At 69.0% G+C, this 12,921-nt stretch carries 17 protein-coding genes; 11 read left to right on the plus strand and 6 right to left on the minus strand.

Going from position 1 to position 12,921, the window contains the following annotated elements:
* The first annotated feature begins 123 nt into the window (after positions 1-123).
* From OIE47_RS04990 to OIE47_RS05010, 5 genes are all read left to right on the plus strand, one after another.
* Positions 124-831 (plus strand): hypothetical protein, encoded by a 708-nt coding sequence (locus OIE47_RS04990; protein WP_326560307.1) that lies wholly within the window; start codon positions 124-126, stop codon positions 829-831.
* A gap of 129 nt (positions 832-960) precedes the next feature.
* Positions 961-1,641 (plus strand): hypothetical protein, encoded by a 681-nt coding sequence (locus OIE47_RS04995; protein ID WP_326560308.1) that lies wholly within the window; start codon positions 961-963, stop codon positions 1,639-1,641.
* A gap of 82 nt (positions 1,642-1,723) precedes the next feature.
* Positions 1,724-2,293 (plus strand): RNA polymerase sigma factor, encoded by a 570-nt coding sequence (locus tag OIE47_RS05000; RefSeq protein WP_326560309.1) that lies wholly within the window; start codon positions 1,724-1,726, stop codon positions 2,291-2,293.
* A 10-nt stretch (positions 2,294-2,303) separates the two neighbouring features.
* Complete coding sequence (locus OIE47_RS05005) at positions 2,304-3,260, plus strand: CU044_5270 family protein (RefSeq protein WP_326560310.1); 957 nt, start codon at positions 2,304-2,306, stop codon at positions 3,258-3,260.
* 118 nt (positions 3,261-3,378) lie between these two features.
* Positions 3,379-3,693 (plus strand): putative quinol monooxygenase, encoded by a 315-nt coding sequence (locus OIE47_RS05010; RefSeq protein WP_326560311.1) that lies wholly within the window; start codon positions 3,379-3,381, stop codon positions 3,691-3,693.
* 145 nt (positions 3,694-3,838) lie between these two features.
* On the opposite strand, the gene OIE47_RS05015 is transcribed toward OIE47_RS05010, so the two are convergent.
* The 3 genes from OIE47_RS05015 to OIE47_RS05025 are packed head-to-tail and all read right to left on the minus strand — an operon-like array spanning position 3,839 to position 5,096.
* Positions 3,839-4,021 carry a DUF397 domain-containing protein gene (locus tag OIE47_RS05015; protein WP_326560312.1) on the minus strand — a complete coding sequence of 61 codons (183 nt, stop codon included), beginning with the start codon at positions 4,019-4,021 and terminating at the stop codon, positions 3,839-3,841.
* A 41-nt stretch (positions 4,022-4,062) separates the two neighbouring features.
* Positions 4,063-4,251, minus strand: a complete 189-nt coding sequence (locus OIE47_RS05020; protein ID WP_326560313.1) for a DUF397 domain-containing protein — start codon at positions 4,249-4,251, stop codon at positions 4,063-4,065.
* Positions 4,242-5,096, minus strand: coding sequence for a helix-turn-helix domain-containing protein (locus OIE47_RS05025; RefSeq protein ID WP_326560314.1), 855 nt, complete (start codon positions 5,094-5,096; stop codon positions 4,242-4,244). The genes OIE47_RS05020 and OIE47_RS05025 overlap by 10 nt, the downstream gene beginning before the upstream one ends.
* 388 nt (positions 5,097-5,484) lie before the next feature.
* On the opposite strand from OIE47_RS05025, the gene OIE47_RS05030 reads away from it, so the two are divergent.
* Positions 5,485-6,702 (plus strand): helix-turn-helix domain-containing protein, encoded by a 1,218-nt coding sequence (locus OIE47_RS05030; RefSeq protein WP_326560315.1) that lies wholly within the window; start codon positions 5,485-5,487, stop codon positions 6,700-6,702.
* Between the two features lie 23 nt (positions 6,703-6,725).
* Complete coding sequence (locus OIE47_RS05035) at positions 6,726-7,001, plus strand: hypothetical protein (protein WP_326560316.1); 276 nt, start codon at positions 6,726-6,728, stop codon at positions 6,999-7,001.
* A gap of 16 nt (positions 7,002-7,017) precedes the next feature.
* Here the strand turns inward: OIE47_RS05035 and OIE47_RS05040 are convergent, their stop codons facing one another.
* Positions 7,018-7,425 (minus strand): cupin domain-containing protein, encoded by a 408-nt coding sequence (locus OIE47_RS05040; protein WP_326560317.1) that lies wholly within the window; start codon positions 7,423-7,425, stop codon positions 7,018-7,020.
* 95 nt (positions 7,426-7,520) lie between these two features.
* On the opposite strand from OIE47_RS05040, the gene OIE47_RS05045 reads away from it, so the two are divergent.
* The 3 genes from OIE47_RS05045 to OIE47_RS37985 are packed head-to-tail and all read left to right on the plus strand — an operon-like array spanning position 7,521 to position 8,848.
* On the plus strand, positions 7,521-8,003 hold the full coding sequence (locus OIE47_RS05045) for a MarR family winged helix-turn-helix transcriptional regulator (RefSeq protein ID WP_326560318.1): 483 nt from the start codon (positions 7,521-7,523) through the stop codon (positions 8,001-8,003).
* A gap of 37 nt (positions 8,004-8,040) precedes the next feature.
* Positions 8,041-8,604 (plus strand): GrpB family protein, encoded by a 564-nt coding sequence (locus tag OIE47_RS05050; protein WP_326560319.1) that lies wholly within the window; start codon positions 8,041-8,043, stop codon positions 8,602-8,604.
* Positions 8,605-8,638: 34 nt separating this feature from the next.
* Complete coding sequence (locus OIE47_RS37985) at positions 8,639-8,848, plus strand: AsnC family transcriptional regulator (protein ID WP_442792051.1); 210 nt, start codon at positions 8,639-8,641, stop codon at positions 8,846-8,848.
* 88 nt (positions 8,849-8,936) lie between these two features.
* Here the strand turns inward: OIE47_RS37985 and OIE47_RS05055 are convergent, their stop codons facing one another.
* Positions 8,937-10,070: an epoxide hydrolase family protein gene (locus tag OIE47_RS05055; protein WP_326560320.1), complete on the minus strand. Its 1,134-nt coding sequence runs from the start codon at positions 10,068-10,070 to the stop codon at positions 8,937-8,939.
* Between the two features lie 91 nt (positions 10,071-10,161).
* On the opposite strand from OIE47_RS05055, the gene OIE47_RS05060 reads away from it, so the two are divergent.
* Entirely contained in the window at positions 10,162-11,130 is a 969-nt protein-coding gene (locus tag OIE47_RS05060; RefSeq protein ID WP_326560321.1) for a helix-turn-helix transcriptional regulator, read from the plus strand.
* Between the two features lie 43 nt (positions 11,131-11,173).
* Here the strand turns inward: OIE47_RS05060 and OIE47_RS05065 are convergent, their stop codons facing one another.
* Positions 11,174-12,865, minus strand: a complete 1,692-nt coding sequence (locus OIE47_RS05065; RefSeq protein WP_326560322.1) for a ribonuclease J — start codon at positions 12,863-12,865, stop codon at positions 11,174-11,176.
* Positions 12,866-12,921: the final 56 nt, after the last annotated feature.

The raw sequence follows: 12,921 nt of genomic DNA on the forward strand, positions 1-12,921 counted from the left end.
GGGCTCGCCAAATGCCCTCACCCACAATTCCGGAAGCAGATACGGGAGCAGATCATGTCTTCGATCCCGTCGACCGGCGCGCGTCCGACAAGGCTTCGGCGCTGCCCGCTCCCCGTACGGTTGGTGGGTCTGATGTTGGCGGCGGGGTTCGCCGCTCTCGTCGTCGCGCAGTCGCCTGCCGTGGCGGCACCCGCGTCGGCCGTGGACTCCGAAGTGGCCGGCACCTGGGAGGGCGAGTACGTCTGCCAGCAGGGGCCGACCGGACTGACGCTCACCGTGTCCGACAACGGCAGTGGTGCGGTGACGGCCACGTTCCACTTCTACCCGGTCTCCCGCAATCCCGGTGTGGCGGACGGATCCTTCGAGATGCGCGGGAGCTATTCACCGCCGCGACTCGTACTGGATCCGCACGAGTGGACGAACCAACCACCCGACTACGGAATGGTCTCGCTCGACGCCACGTTCACCGAGGGCAGCCCGGACCGGATCAGCGGAAGAATTCCGGGAGACGGCTGCGGGGCGGTGGACCTGGTCCGTACGTCGGAACAGCCCGCCCGGTCCGTGACGTCGCTGTCTCGGTGCGACCTCGCCGCACTCCAACACTCGGTCGGTTATCTCCTCATGATGCCGGCGGCGCTGCTCGGCCTCGCCCTGGCCCTGTTCCTGATGTTCGTCTCGCGGGGCAGGATCACCGGCCTCATCGACGCCGTCATCTGGGCGTTCGGCCACCGTGTACGGGCGATCGCCGTCAGCGTGTGCCTGCTGTCCGCCATCGTCGGCTGGCTGGTCATGGGGGCGGGCGACGAGGTCATCGCCGGTTGCCCGACCTGACCGGGGTGCCGGACCCGGACCCCATCCCCGACAGGGGAAATTCAGGATCTGCGCCGCGGAACTGTTGACCTCAACGTTTGTTGGGGTTCTAGCGTCGACTCCGTACCCACACCTCCGAAGGAGCCGACCATGCGCGTCACCGAACAGCTTCCCGACCTCACCCGTACCGATGTGGGTGTTGCCCTGTCGAGCGAGTGGGTGCTCGGCACACCCGGCCGGCAGCGAGCAGCGGCGGATGCGATCGTCGCCGCCTGGCAGGACGCCCCCTGGCCGGCCGGACTGCTGTCGTACTCGATCTACCTGGACACGGACGGCGAGTTGGTCCGGCACTACTCCCAGTGGGCGGACGAGGCCGCGTTCGAGCGGTTCACCCACGACGGTCGGGCGGCCCGGGTCGACCGGATCGACGCCGCCGTGCCCGGCATCGAGCGGCGTGACCTGGCCCGGTACCGGATCTACCGGGGCAACCGGGCCGACGACGGCCGGGTCACGGGCGCGGTGGTGGCGGTGCGGGTCGACACCGACAGTCTCGAACGCTCGCGGGTCTGGATCGACGCGGTGTTCGAGGCGCTCGACGCGGACGGGAACCTGCCCGCCGGTGGCATCGGAGCCTTCTTCCACATCAGCGACGACGGCACCCACGTGTTGAACTACGCCGAGTGGACGAGCCCCGAGGCACACCTGGAAGCCCTGGCGGCCAACGGCAACGCCATCTCGAAGGGGCCATTGTGGGACCGCGTCCGGACCATGGAGGGCGTACGGCAGGTGAGCGTCAAGCGCTACCGCCTGCACCGGACCCTGACCGCCTGACCAGCACCTTCGAGCGACGATGTAACGCCACACGCGCGCCGAGCCAAGGAAGGGGTGCAACGGCAACCAGGAGGACGGACTTGTGAACGACTCCGGCACGCAGGAGGGCGACCTGACCACGATCGGGCACGATCCGGCGGCGTTCGAGATCTTCTACCGGGCGCACATCGACATCGTCGGCCGGTTCGTCGCCCGGAGGGTCGACGACCCCCACACCGCCGCCGATCTGACCGCCGAGGTCTTCCTCGCGGTGATCCACTCGGCGGCGGGCTACCGCGCCGACCGGGGCAGCCCGCTCGGCTGGCTCTTCGGGGTGGCCCGCAACGTGATCGCCGCCGAGCGGCGGCGGTCGTTGCGCCAGCACCAGGCGAGCGGACGGGTCGCCGGGCGGCGACTGCTGGACCCCGACGACATCGCGCGGATCGAGGAGCGGATCGACGCCGAGGCGGTGGCCCGCCGGACGTACGAGGCGCTGGGCGGGCTGCCGGAACAGACCAGGGCGCTGCTCGAACTCGTCGCCGTCGACGGTCTTTCCGTCGCCGAGGCCGCCCAGGCGTTGGGGATCTCCCCGATCGCCGCCCGGGTACGGCTGCACCGCGCACGCCGGACGGTACGCCTCCTGCTCGCCCACCCCGATCCCGCTTTCTCGTGAGGAGACGATCATGACGTCGACCAGATCCGACCGGTCCGATCGGTCCACCTTCGAGGAGCGGCTGCTCGTCGAGTTGAAGGACGAGATCACGGCGCGAAACCTCGAACGGTCCGGCGCACTGTCCTCGCCCGACACCGTCGGTCGGGGGGCTCGGCGGTCTCGCGTACCCGTCTGGCGGCTCGCCGTCGCGGCGGGGGTGGCCGGGGTGCTCGCCGCCGGCGTCCTGGTGGTGCAGGTGATCAGGGCGGACGACCTGCCGGCCGAGGCGAGCGCCGCGCAGGTCCTGCACGACGCGGCCCTGACCGCACGCCAGCAACCCGCACTCACCGCCCGGCCCGACCAGTACGTCTTCACGGAATATCTGGCCACCTACCGTGAGGAGCCGATGAGCGGGCCTTACCACACCTACCGGTTCCAGCGATGGGTGACGGCGGGCGACGGCGACCAATGGCAGGCGCGTCGGCGGCCGGAGTCCGAACCGGACGCATGGCAGAAAGCCCCGCCGCGGGCGGACACGCCCCGGCCCGCCGGCTACCTGACCGGACTGCCGACCGATCCTGACGGGATGCTGCGTTACCTGCGGGACAACCCTCCGGACCTCAACCTGCCGGCCGGCGCGGACGAGGCGGCCATCGCGGCCGAGCCCACCGCGCCGTTCACCACGGCAAGCTGGTTTCTCGACGGCTACCTGCCGCCGGAGTCGATGGGCGCACTGTTCGAGGCGATGGCACGGGTACCGGGTGCCGTGGTGGTCCCCGGCGGTGTGAAGGACGCCGCAGGTCGGCACGGGATAGCGCTGCGTACGCCGGGCGTCTTCGGCGCGACGGACGACGTCATCTTCGACCGCGAGACGTACGCCTACCTCGGCACCCGCATGATGCTGGTCCGCGACGGCAAGGAGTCGCTGTACCTGAGCACCGCCAGACTGCGGACCGCGATCGTCGACCACCCCGGCCAACTCCCGTAACGCGACTGATCGCCCTCCGTGCCACCGCCAACGCACCGGAGGGCGATGGATCGGATCCCGGCACCGCACCCTCGGGTACGGTGGCGCGGATCAACGCGGCGTACCCGAGGAGGGGTGGATGTTTGCACTGGTGGTTCGGTTCGACCTCCGCGACGACGCGGCTGCGACGGAGTTCGACCGGCTGACCTCGGAAACCCTGCCCCTCATCGAGACCCACGAGCCCGGCACCCTCGTCTACGCCACCCACCGAGTCGAAAACGAGCCGCTCGCCCGAGTCTTCTACGAGGTCTACCGCGACCGCGAAGCGTTCGAGTCACACGAACACCAACCCCACGTCGTACGCTTCCACGCCGACAAGGAACAGTGCGTGGCATCCGTACGCGTCGAGTTCCTGGAGCCATCGGCGACGAAAGGCCCCCACATTAGTCGTTGATCATGAAGTTAGCGACGAGATTTGGCTGATTTCCGGTCGCTAACTTCATGATCAACGGCCGAGGTCACCAGGAGGGGCAGTACGGCGGGGACACAGCATCGCCCTCCGCGCCGATTCGGGCACGGAGGGCGATGGGTGAAGTTAGTCAGTGTTGCTTGGCGAGGCTGACGAAGGCGCGCCACGCGTCCGGGGCGAAGCTCAGCGTGCCGCCGTCACGATCCTTGGTGTCCCGGACCAGCACCCGCCCCGGAAGGTTGTCGGCAACCTCCACACAGGCGCCACCGTTGTTGCTACTACGCGTGCTCTTCCGCCACCGTGCTCCGCTCATGTCCATACCCGTGTCCTCCAGACCAACGGTGTGTCCAAGAGTCAGTTCTGCTTGGCGAGGCTGACGAAGGCGCGCCACGCGTCCGGGGCGAAGCTCAGGGTGCCGCCGTCACGATCCTTGGTGTCCCGGACCAGCACCCGCCCCGGAAGGTTGTCGGCAACCTCCACACAGGACCCACCGTTGTTCCCACTGCGCGTGCTCTTCCGCCACCGCGCGCCGGTCACGTCCATGATGTCGCCGCTTTCTTGATCAAATCGAGGGATTGGTCACCCGGGAGCGCATAGTTCCGGATCCGCTCCCACCTACTAGCGAGCGTAGCAATCACGGTGGGCTTGTCCGTGATCTGCGCCGGCAGCTGACTGTCGGCGTGCGCGACCCGCGCGCCCTCCCGCGTCTCGGCGATGATGAACGGCCCACCGAACCCCGGATACATTCCGACGTTGCCGGGCACTACGTGCACCTGGACGTTCGGCATCTCCGCGCAGGTCACCAGATAGTCAATCTGCTCCGTCATGAGTGGGTTGGTCTGGACAGCAAGCCGCTGGATGACGGCTTGGTCGAAGACTGCAACGAGCAGAGGCGGTCGCTCCTGTGTGAGCACGGCCTGCCGACCAATCCGCGACGCGACCAGTCGGTCCAACTCTTCGGAAGTCAGCGACTCCCCGGCCAGGGTCGCCCGCGCGTACGCCTCGGTTTGCAGGAGGCCGGGAATCCACGCCGGCTCGAACCACAGCAGTGAGGCGGCGGCCCGTTCGATCTCGATCCACTCGCGCAACCACACAGGTGCGGCATCGTCCTTGACCATCTCCTCCCAGAGGGTCTCGAAATAGCCGCCGGTCTCCAGCGCCGTGTCGACCAACTCCAGGTGCTCCACGGTCACGGGCTTGGTGCCGGTCTCGATACCGGAGATCACCGTGTCCGAACAAAAGGTTCGCTTACCCAGCTCGATCTGCGTGAGGCCGGCGGCCTTGCGTCGGCGGCGCAGTTCGCGCAGCAGGTATTCAGAAGGTGAAATTCCCACGTGTTCCTCGTTCCTTCCCGGATTTCTCAGCCGGCCCGGCTCGATGGGCAACACCTGTGCCGCCAGCTCCCTGTTAGGTGAATCTGCGTTCCGAACGTAGCGGTATCCACAGCAGAGTGTCATCAGCGGGACCGCTCGGAGTTACGGCAATGACCCGGGCGGAACTGTGGGGCCGCCCCGCCGTCTCCCCCACGACCACCGGGGCGGCCCCTTCCACTCAAGAGAGGAGCCGCCTCATGTATGAGGACGACCATGAGCCGAGCGCATCCGGGCAGGTCGCCCCTGCGCCACGCGAGATGACGACCGATCTGCCACCCGTACGCGAAAGTCGGCAGCGGGCCCGCAACGGTGGACGGTGGCCAGCCCGGTCGGAACTCGGGCCGTCGGAACCCTTCGCGGTCGGTGTGTCCGGTCGAGCCCGGCCCGATTCCACCGACTGACGATGGAGGAATTACCCATCGGGCGGCGAGTGGCGTACTGGCGCAACCGCCGGAAGCTGACGCTCCAGGTTCTGGCAGACAGGGTCGGAATGTCGAAGAGTTGGATGGAGAAGGTCGAGTCGGGTGCCCGCCGGCTGGACAAGTTCTCGACAATCTCCGAGGTCGCGGACGCGCTGGAGATCGACATTTCGATGTTGCTCGGCCGCAGTCCGGACGCCCGCCCGCCACGTGCTTATGCGGATCATTGCGAGATCGGCGCGCTGCGCGACGCGTTGGGTAGATCGGCGCTGGCGTCGCGGCTCAGCCACCCGCGCCGGCCGGACCTGGGCAACCTGCGTCAGGCGACCGAGCACGCGTGGACGAGCTTCCAGTACGCCCGGTACGACGTCCTCGCCCAGGCGCTGCCCGCCCTGCTCCGCGCCGCCCAGTCCGCCGCCGACCACCACACCGGTGACGCCGCTGAACAGGCGACCGGCCTGCTCGCGCAGGTCTACCAGGTCGCCTCCTCCACGCTGCGGAAACTCGGTGAGTACGACCTTGCCCACCTGGCGGCCGATCGGGCCCTCGGGGCGTCCGTGCGGTGCGGTGACGACCTGCTCGCCGGGACGTCCACCACCAGGGTCGCCAACGCGCTGCTCGGGATGGGACACGCTCGGGCAGCGTTCGAGGCGAACGTGGCGATGGCGCACCGGCTCGCTCCGGGCGACGTCAACGACACCAGCCCGGCACGACTGTCGGTCTACGGCGTGCTGCTGCTCCAGGGCGCGATGGCGGCAGCACATCTGCGCGACAGCACCAGCGTCCGCGAACTGATCGCGGAGGCTCGGGTTGCCGCGACCGCGCTGGGTGTGGACGCGGACCACTACCGGACCAGTTTCGGCCCCACCAACGTCGAGTTGCATCGTGCGGCGGCAGCCGTCGAGCTGGGCGAGGGCCGGCAGGCGATCGCGGCCCACGACCAGCTCGATCGGGGCCGGCTGTCCGCGCTGGTCCCCGAGCGCCGGGCGCAGCACCTGCTCGACCTCGCCCGCGCGCTCGCCCACACCGGGGAACTCGATCGGGCCGGGGAGGTGCTGGGCGAGGCGGAGCATCTCGCCCCGGCGGAGATCCGCTCCCGTCCGGCTGCGCACGCCGTGATGACGGGCATTCTCCGGCGTACCAAAGGTTCTCCGCCCGCCCTGCTTGCCGCGCTCGCCGACCGGATGGGGGCACGGGTGTGAACAGACCAGAGTCAGGAGAAAACGTGACCGACGACGAGGGCGCCGCCTTCGGTGCCCCGCACCGGCCCGGCGCCGACTGGCGCTGTCGGGACGACGGCGAGGAGTGGCCGTGCCAGGTCTTCCGTCGACGCATGTGGTCCCTTTACCGCAACGACCGGGAGCGGCTCGCCGCTTTCATGCGCCACTTCCGGGACAAGGCAACCGCCGACCTGGACGACCTGACGGCCGAGCGGGCGCAGGCACGCTTTATCGGTTGGATAGACGACCCACCGGTACGCCGACGCCTGCGCTCGGTCTGACCGCGGCACCGCCGAATCAGACCACCCAGGCCGGTATGACCTTGTCGCCGTCCGGTACGGCGCAGTCGCGCGCCACCACCCCGGCGTCGAGCCGGTACGCCCGCATCCCGACCGGTGCCACCACAACGGCGGTGAACCCGTCCGGAGCTGCGGTGATCCGGCGCGGAACGTCGGCGGGGATGACGAGGGTGTCGCCGGGCTCGATGGCGTACCCCTCATCGGCCAACTCGACGGTGGCGGCGCCGGTCAGGACGGTCCAGACCTGCTCGGTGTCGATGCCGTGCAGCGGACCGGCCTGGCCGGCACCCATGTCGACCCGCCAGACGAGCTGGCCGGCACCGCCCTGGGTGGGCGAGGCGAGCGTGGTCATGATCGCGTTCGGGGTTTCGGTACGGCGGCTCTCGGCGTGGCGGATGACAGGCATCGCGGGATCCCCTAGATTAGACAACGTGGTTGTCGGAATAGTTAACCAGGTTGTCGATCGTGTCAAGTGAGTACCGGACCGAGACGCCGGCTGAGATGCCCGCCTCGACAAGCCCGGAGATGCCCGGTTACGAGGTGGCGCTGCGGCTTTTCCAGGGCTTTCGGCTCATGATCGACGAGTTGCACGCCGAGCTTGCCCGGCAGGGTCACCCCGATCTGCGACCCATGCACGGCTTCGTCTTCCAGGCGATCGGCCCCGATGGCACCACCGCAGTCGAACTCGGCCGCCGGCTCGGCGTCTCCAAGCAGGCGGCCGGCAAGACCCTCGACGGGTTGGAACGCCTCGGTTACGTCGTACGGGAGTCCGATCCGCGCGACGCCCGACGCAAGGTCGTACGCCTCACCGAACGCGGCGTCGACTCGCTCGTCCGGTCGGCACGCATCTTCGACGAGATCCGCGCCCGCTGGGCCAGCGTGCTCGGCCCCGACCGCCTCCGCGCGTTCGAGTCCGACCTGCGCACCCTCACCCCGTCGGAGATGTTCCCGCTGGACGTACCGGGCTGGTTCGGGAGCGATTGATCATGGTGCGGCAGGTTCATGGCACTACCGTGGGGACATGGAGAACGCCGCGCGCGTAGTCGAGGTGGTGGCCCACGACCCGGCGTGGCCGGATCAATTCGAGGTCGAGCGAGGGCTGTTGGCGAAGTCACTGCCCGCTGCGCTGGGCATCGAGCACATCGGGTCTACCAGCGTCCCCGGGTTGGCTGCCAAGCCGATCATCGACATCCTCGCTGTCGTGCGAGATGTCAGTGAGGTGATCGCCGATCACGCGGCACTCGATCGACTTGGATACGTCTACCGCCCACTGGTGTTCGCCGACGACGGCGAGCACTTGTTCTTCTGCAAGGACACCGCCGGCAGGCGGACCCACCACCTGCACGTATTCGGAATGATGTCGCCAGTGCCGGACGAGAACCGGCTCTTCCGTGACTTCATCGCGGCCGACACTGATGCTGCCCGCCGATACGAGGCGGCGAAAATGCGGGCGGCAGAGTTGAACCCCGACAGTCGGGCACGGTACGGCGCAGCAAAGGATGACGCCATGGCGGGACTGATGGCCGAGGCACGACTGTGGGGCGCGGCCATGCGCCAGGCTCCGAAACCCGCCACCGTCGCCTAGCCAGCGGGTGAGCCCGGCGTGGAATCATCAGTTGATGGCGGCGCCGCGAAGACACAGCACCGGTTTAGATGATCTCGACCGGCAAATCGTGGTCGCACTCCAAGCTGACGGACGCGCTAGCTGGACCCGGATAGCCAGAACCTGTGGCACCTCGGTGCCTACCATCGCCCACCGTGGTCAGCAGTTGTTGAGGGAAGGACTCGTTCGGGAGCGCGGACCTCGTGCTCGACACAATCCGGCGTGACTTCGTCGATGCCTCGCCGGCTACCACCACCTCGGTAGGTGGATGAGAGCGACCGTCCGAGCGTGGACGAGCAAGGACCAGTCGAACGTCAGCGGAGGTCGGCGAAGAAGCGGCGGAGGTCGGCGGCGACCGGATCGGGCTGGTCCATGCAGACGAAGTGGTGGCCGGCGGGGTTGTCCTGCGGCCAGTGCACGATGGTGTTGTCCCGCTCGGCGAGCCGACGGAAGCCGGGCGGTCCGCTGTAGACCCCGGTCGGCACCGCCTTCTGCCCCTCCGGCCAGGCAAAACCGGTGGCGTCGTACATCGGCCAGGAGGACGAGCCGAAGCTGCCGGTGAACCAGTAGAGGCTCACGTTGGTCAGGAGCAGGTCGCGGTCGATCACCCGGTCCGGAAGCTCACCGGTCACGGCGAACTCCTTGAACTTCTGCATCATCCAGGCCAGCGCCGCCGCCGGGGAGTCCTGCCAGCCGTACGCGAATGTCTGCGGTGCCGCGCGCAGCAGCGCGTGGTGGTCCACCCCGTTCACCCAGTTCTGCGTCTGGAGGTCCGCGTACGCGGCCCGCTCGTCGTCGGTCATCGTCGGCAGGTCGGCCTCGGTCGGGAAACCGAGTCCGCTGATCACGTACACGCCGACGACGTTGTCCGGAGCGAGTTTCGCCACCTCGGGGGCGACGTACGCGCCGAGGTCGCCGCCCTGGGTGCCGTAACGGTCGTAGCCGAGGGGGCGCATCAACTCGACCCAGATCCCCGCCACCCGCGCCACCGTGAAGCCGGTCGCCTGCGGTGGCGCGGAGAACCCGAAACCGGGCACCGACGGTACGACCACGTGGAACGCCCCGGCCGGGTCGCCACCGTACGCGCCAGGGTCGGTGAGGCGGCCGATCAGTTCGGTGAACTCCACGAAGGAGTTCGGCCAGCCGTGCGTGAGCAGCAGCGGCAGCGCCCCGGCAACCTCGGACCGGACGTGCAGGAAGTGAATGTCCTGACCGTCGATCTCGGTCATGAACTGGGGAAACTCGTTCAGCCGGGCCTCGGACCGGCGCCAGTCATAACCGTCGCGCCAGTAGCCGGCCAGGTCCCGCAGGTAGTCGACCGGCACGCCCCGACGCCACCCGTCGCCGGGCAACTGCGCGGGCCATCGAACGCGCGACAGCCGGTCGTCCAGGTCCGCCAGGTCGGCCTGCGGGATGTCGATCCGGAAGGGGCGGATCTCGGTGCTCATCGTTGCTCCTCGATAGATCGTCTTGACGAGGAGAAACAATAGAAGGGATCTAGGTCAGCTTCCGGCCTCGTTCGTCGGGCAGACTGGACCCATGACCGACACCCCCGGCCGGCTGCTCAGGCTGCTGTCGCTGTTGCAGACCCCGCGCGAGTGGCCCGGCAGCGAGTTGGCCGAGCGGCTGCGGGTCGGCCCGCGTACGGTCCGGCGCGACGTCGACCGGCTACGCGAGCTGGGTTACCCCGTGCAGGCGAGTCTCGGCGTGACCGGGGGATACCGGCTCGTCGCGGGCAAGGCCATGCCGCCGCTGCTGCTGGACGACGAGGAGGCGGTGGCCATCGCCGTGGGCCTGCGGATCGCCGCCGGCAACCCGATCGACGGCATCGAGGAGGCATCCGTACGGGCGCTGACCAAGGTGACCCAGGTCCTGCCGTCGCGGCTGCGGCACCGGGTCGGTGCGCTCGGCGCGGCCACCGTACCGATGATCACAGGGAGCGGGCCGGGGGTGGACCCGCAGACCCTGACCGTGATCGCCGGGACGGTCACCGCCCACGAGCGGCTACGGTTCGGCTACCGGGCTGGTGACGGGACCAGCGGCGACCGGCTGGTGGAGCCGTACCGGCTGGTCGCGGCCGGTCGGCGCTGGTACCTGCTGGCGTACGACAACAACCGCGCCGACTGGCGGTTCTTCCGGGTCGACCGGATCCGCGATCCACAACCGACCGGGGTACGGGTGCCGCCCCGCGAACCGGACCAGGATCCGACCGCGTTCGTCACCAGCAGGATGTACTCCCTCGCCCCCACCTACGAGGTACGGGCCACCGTGCACCTGCCCGCCGAACAGGTCGTGCAACGGCTCGGTGCGGCACCGGCGGACGTGCACGTGATCGACGAGCGGAGCTGTGAGCTGCGCGGGCACAACGACACCCTGGAGTGGTTGGCGTCGCGGCTGCTGATGCTCGGCTGCGAGTTCGAGGTGCACGAGCCGGCGGAGCTTCGCGCCTACCTGGAAGAGCTGGGCAACCGGGCCCGACGAGCCGCCGGCACCAAAAATCCGGGGTGACGCGGCAACCGTGCCACGCCACCCCGGATGAGTTCGACTCTCGTCAGACCTCGACCACGTTCGGCACGATCATCGGCCGGCGGCGGTACGCGTCGTTCACCCAGCGTCCGACCGTACGGCGGACGATCTGCTGGAGCTGGTGCGGATCGGTGATGCCCTCGGTGGCGGCCCGGCTCAGCGCCTCGGTGATCAGCGGGATCACCGGGTTGAACGCGTCCGGGTCGTCGGAGAAGCCCTTTGCCGACACGGTGGGTCCGCCGACGACCTTGCCGGTCACCGAGTCGACCACCACGGTCGCGGCGATGAAACCGCCGTCGCCGAGCATCCGCCGCTCGGTGAGCAGCGACTCACCCACGTCGCCGACGGCGAGACCGTCGACGTAGACGTACCGGCTCTGCACGTGACCGACCAGGGTGGCCCGGCCCTCGACCAGGTCCACCACGTCGCCGTCCTCGGCGATCACCACCCGGTCGGCGGCGACACCGGACTCGATGCCCAGCCGGGCGTGCGCCCGCAGGTGCCGCCACTCGCCGTGCACCGGCAGCAGGTTGCTCGGCCGTACGACGTTGAGCAGGTAGAGCAGCTCACCGGCGGGGGCGTGGCCGGAGACGTGGACCTTCGCGACGTCCTTGTGGATGACGGTCGCACCGGCCCGGGACAGCCGGTTGATCACGCGGTAGACCGAGGTCTCGTTGCCCGGCACCAGGGAACTGGCCAGCACGACGGTGTCGCCGGCCGCCACGGTGATGTGCCGGTGGTCGCCGGTGGCCATCCGGCCGAGCGCGCTCATCGGCTCGCCCTGCGACCCGGTCGACATGAAGACGATCTGGTTCGGCGGAAGGGTGGTCGCCTCGTCCAGCCCGACCACCAGGCCCGGCGGGATCTGTAGCAGCCCGAGGTCGCGGGCGATGCCCATGTTGCGGACCATCGACCGGCCGATCAGGGCCACCTTGCGGTTGTATTCGGTGGCCGCGTCGAGCACCTGCTGCACCCGGTGCACGTGCGAGGCGAACGACGCCACGATGATCCGGCCGCGTGCCTTGCCGAAGATCGAGCCGAGGATCGGGCCGATCTCCCGCTCCGGCGTCACGAAACCGGGGATCTCCGCGTTGGTCGAATCGGAGAGGAGCAGGTCGACGCCCTCGGCACCGAGCCGCGCGAACCCGGCCAGGTCGGTCAGCCGTCCGTCCAGCGGAAGTTGGTCCATCTTGAAGTCACCGGTGTGCAGCACCAGACCGGCCGGGGTACGGATGGCCACCGCGAGGGCGTCCGGGATCGAGTGGTTGACGGCGAAGAACTCGCACTCGAACGGACCCAGCCGCTCCCGCCCGCCCTCCCGCACGGTCAGCGTGTACGGCTCGATCCGCCGCTCGGCGAGCTTCGCCTCGACCAGTGCGAGGGTGAACTGCGAACCGACCAGCGGAATGTCCGGTTTGTGAGCGAGCAGGTACGGCACCGCGCCGATGTGGTCCTCGTGCCCGTGGGTCAACACGATCGCCTGCACGTCCTCGAGCCGATCGAGGATCGGTGCGAAGTCGGGCAGGATCAGGTCGACACCCGGCTGTTCGACGTCGGGGAAGAGGACCCCGCAGTCGACCACCAGCAGCTTGCCGTCGTACTCGAAAACGGTCATGTTGCGCCCGATGGCGCCCAGTCCGCCGAGCGGTATCACCCGCAGCCCACCTACGGGCAGCGGTGGGGGAAGTTCCAACTCGCGCGCCTGCGGCTGGCTCATGCCACCGCCTCGCCGCGATCGGTCGGTGCCGTCGTCCTACTGTTCAGCTTGCCCAT

Source organism: Micromonospora sp. NBC_01796 (assembly GCF_035917455.1).
GTDB lineage: Bacteria > Actinomycetota > Actinomycetes > Mycobacteriales > Micromonosporaceae > Micromonospora_G.

Excerpts from the sequence above, each read along its gene's own strand:
- OIE47_RS05050 (WP_326560319.1), top strand. The coding sequence starts at position 8,041 with ATGGAGAACGCCGCGCGCGTAGTCGAGGTGGTGGCCCACGACCCGGCG.
- OIE47_RS05015 (WP_326560312.1), bottom strand. The coding sequence starts at position 4,021 with ATGAGCGGAGCACGGTGGCGGAAGAGCACGCGTAGTAGCAACAACGGT.
- OIE47_RS05030 (WP_326560315.1), top strand. The coding sequence starts at position 5,485 with ATGGAGGAATTACCCATCGGGCGGCGAGTGGCGTACTGGCGCAACCGC.
- OIE47_RS05065 (WP_326560322.1), bottom strand. The coding sequence starts at position 12,865 with ATGAGCCAGCCGCAGGCGCGCGAGTTGGAACTTCCCCCACCGCTGCCC.
- OIE47_RS05055 (WP_326560320.1), bottom strand. The coding sequence starts at position 10,070 with ATGAGCACCGAGATCCGCCCCTTCCGGATCGACATCCCGCAGGCCGAC.
- OIE47_RS05045 (WP_326560318.1), top strand. The coding sequence starts at position 7,521 with ATGCCCGCCTCGACAAGCCCGGAGATGCCCGGTTACGAGGTGGCGCTG.
- OIE47_RS05010 (WP_326560311.1), top strand. The coding sequence starts at position 3,379 with ATGTTTGCACTGGTGGTTCGGTTCGACCTCCGCGACGACGCGGCTGCG.
- OIE47_RS04995 (WP_326560308.1), top strand. The coding sequence starts at position 961 with ATGCGCGTCACCGAACAGCTTCCCGACCTCACCCGTACCGATGTGGGT.
- OIE47_RS05005 (WP_326560310.1), top strand. The coding sequence starts at position 2,304 with ATGACGTCGACCAGATCCGACCGGTCCGATCGGTCCACCTTCGAGGAG.
- OIE47_RS05020 (WP_326560313.1), bottom strand. The coding sequence starts at position 4,251 with ATGGACGTGACCGGCGCGCGGTGGCGGAAGAGCACGCGCAGTGGGAAC.
- OIE47_RS05060 (WP_326560321.1), top strand. The coding sequence starts at position 10,162 with ATGACCGACACCCCCGGCCGGCTGCTCAGGCTGCTGTCGCTGTTGCAG.
- OIE47_RS37985 (WP_442792051.1), top strand. The coding sequence starts at position 8,639 with ATGGCGGCGCCGCGAAGACACAGCACCGGTTTAGATGATCTCGACCGG.
- OIE47_RS05040 (WP_326560317.1), bottom strand. The coding sequence starts at position 7,425 with ATGCCTGTCATCCGCCACGCCGAGAGCCGCCGTACCGAAACCCCGAAC.